The following is a 1,050-nucleotide window of genomic DNA, read 5'->3' as shown; positions in this document are numbered from 1 at the left end:
AAACAGCAATTATCTGACAAGCAATCTCACGCAAAATAAGCAAAACTAGCCCGTAAATTTGCTAAATTCGCTGCTATCTTGCAGGAATAGTTTGCGAAGTTGCACAGCGAGCACTAGAATTGGCGCATCATTAGCTTTGCTTAAAAAAGAGTGCTCTTCATGCCAACAATTCTTATTCTAAATGGCCCAAATTTAAATCTCCTAGGGAAGCGAGAACCTGAAATATATGGTTCAGAAACACTAGAAGATATTGTTTCCAGAACAAACGCTATTGCAGAACAACATCAAGCAACGATTGAGCACTTCCAAAGCAATGCAGAACACGAGCTAATTGATCGCATTCATGCAGTCAGAAATTCAGACGTAATTGCCATTGTGATCAATCCTGGTGCCTTTACACATACAAGCGTTGCTCTACGTGATGCTCTGTTAGCAAGCGACTTACCGTTTTATGAAGTACATATCTCAAACGTTCATGCACGTGAGAGTTTTCGGCACCATTCCTACTTTTCAGATAAAGCGATTGCCGTTATTTGCGGCTTAGGTACGCACGGTTACGATGCGGCAGTAGAAGCCGCTATTCGCGCATCGCAATAGCAAAGAATTCAAGAGAGTTTATTTATGGATATCCGTAAAATTAAAAAGTTAATCGAGTTAATTGAAGACTCAGATGTCGAGCAACTCGAAATCAAAGAAGGCGAAGAGTCCATCAAGATCACCCGCCGCAACCCAAATGCGCCTGCAGTCGTTGCAAGCCCTGCACCAGTCATTGCTGCGCCAGCTCCTGTAGCTGCAGCTCCAGCGGCACCAGCGAGCACCCCTGAAGAGACGCGAACAGCTCTTCCAAGCATTAACTCGCCAATGGTAGGAACCTTTTATAGAAGCCCTTCTCCTGAGGCGCCTCCATTTGTACAAGTAGGTCAGCAAGTTAAAACTGGCGATGTGCTGTGCATTGTTGAGGCAATGAAAATGATGAACCAAATAGAAGCCGATAGAGATGGAACTATATCAGAAGTATTAGTAGAGAATGGCGCTCCGGTAGAGTTTGAC

General features: G+C 44.1%; 2 protein-coding genes. Both read left to right on the top strand.

The window, feature by feature from the left end:
- Nucleotides 1-159: 159 nt before the first annotated feature.
- Nucleotides 160-597 (top strand): type II 3-dehydroquinate dehydratase, encoded by a 438-nt coding sequence (aroQ, locus tag A3739_RS03845; protein ID WP_068475024.1) that lies wholly within the window; start codon nt 160-162, stop codon nt 595-597.
- Between the two features lie 24 nt (nt 598-621).
- A partial coding sequence (gene accB, locus A3739_RS03840) for an acetyl-CoA carboxylase biotin carboxyl carrier protein (RefSeq protein ID WP_068500385.1) occupies nt 622-1,050 on the top strand: 429 nt, incomplete at its 3' end.

The organism is Oleiphilus sp. HI0067 (assembly GCF_001635735.1).
This window is presented reverse-complemented; position numbering and strand designations above follow the sequence as displayed.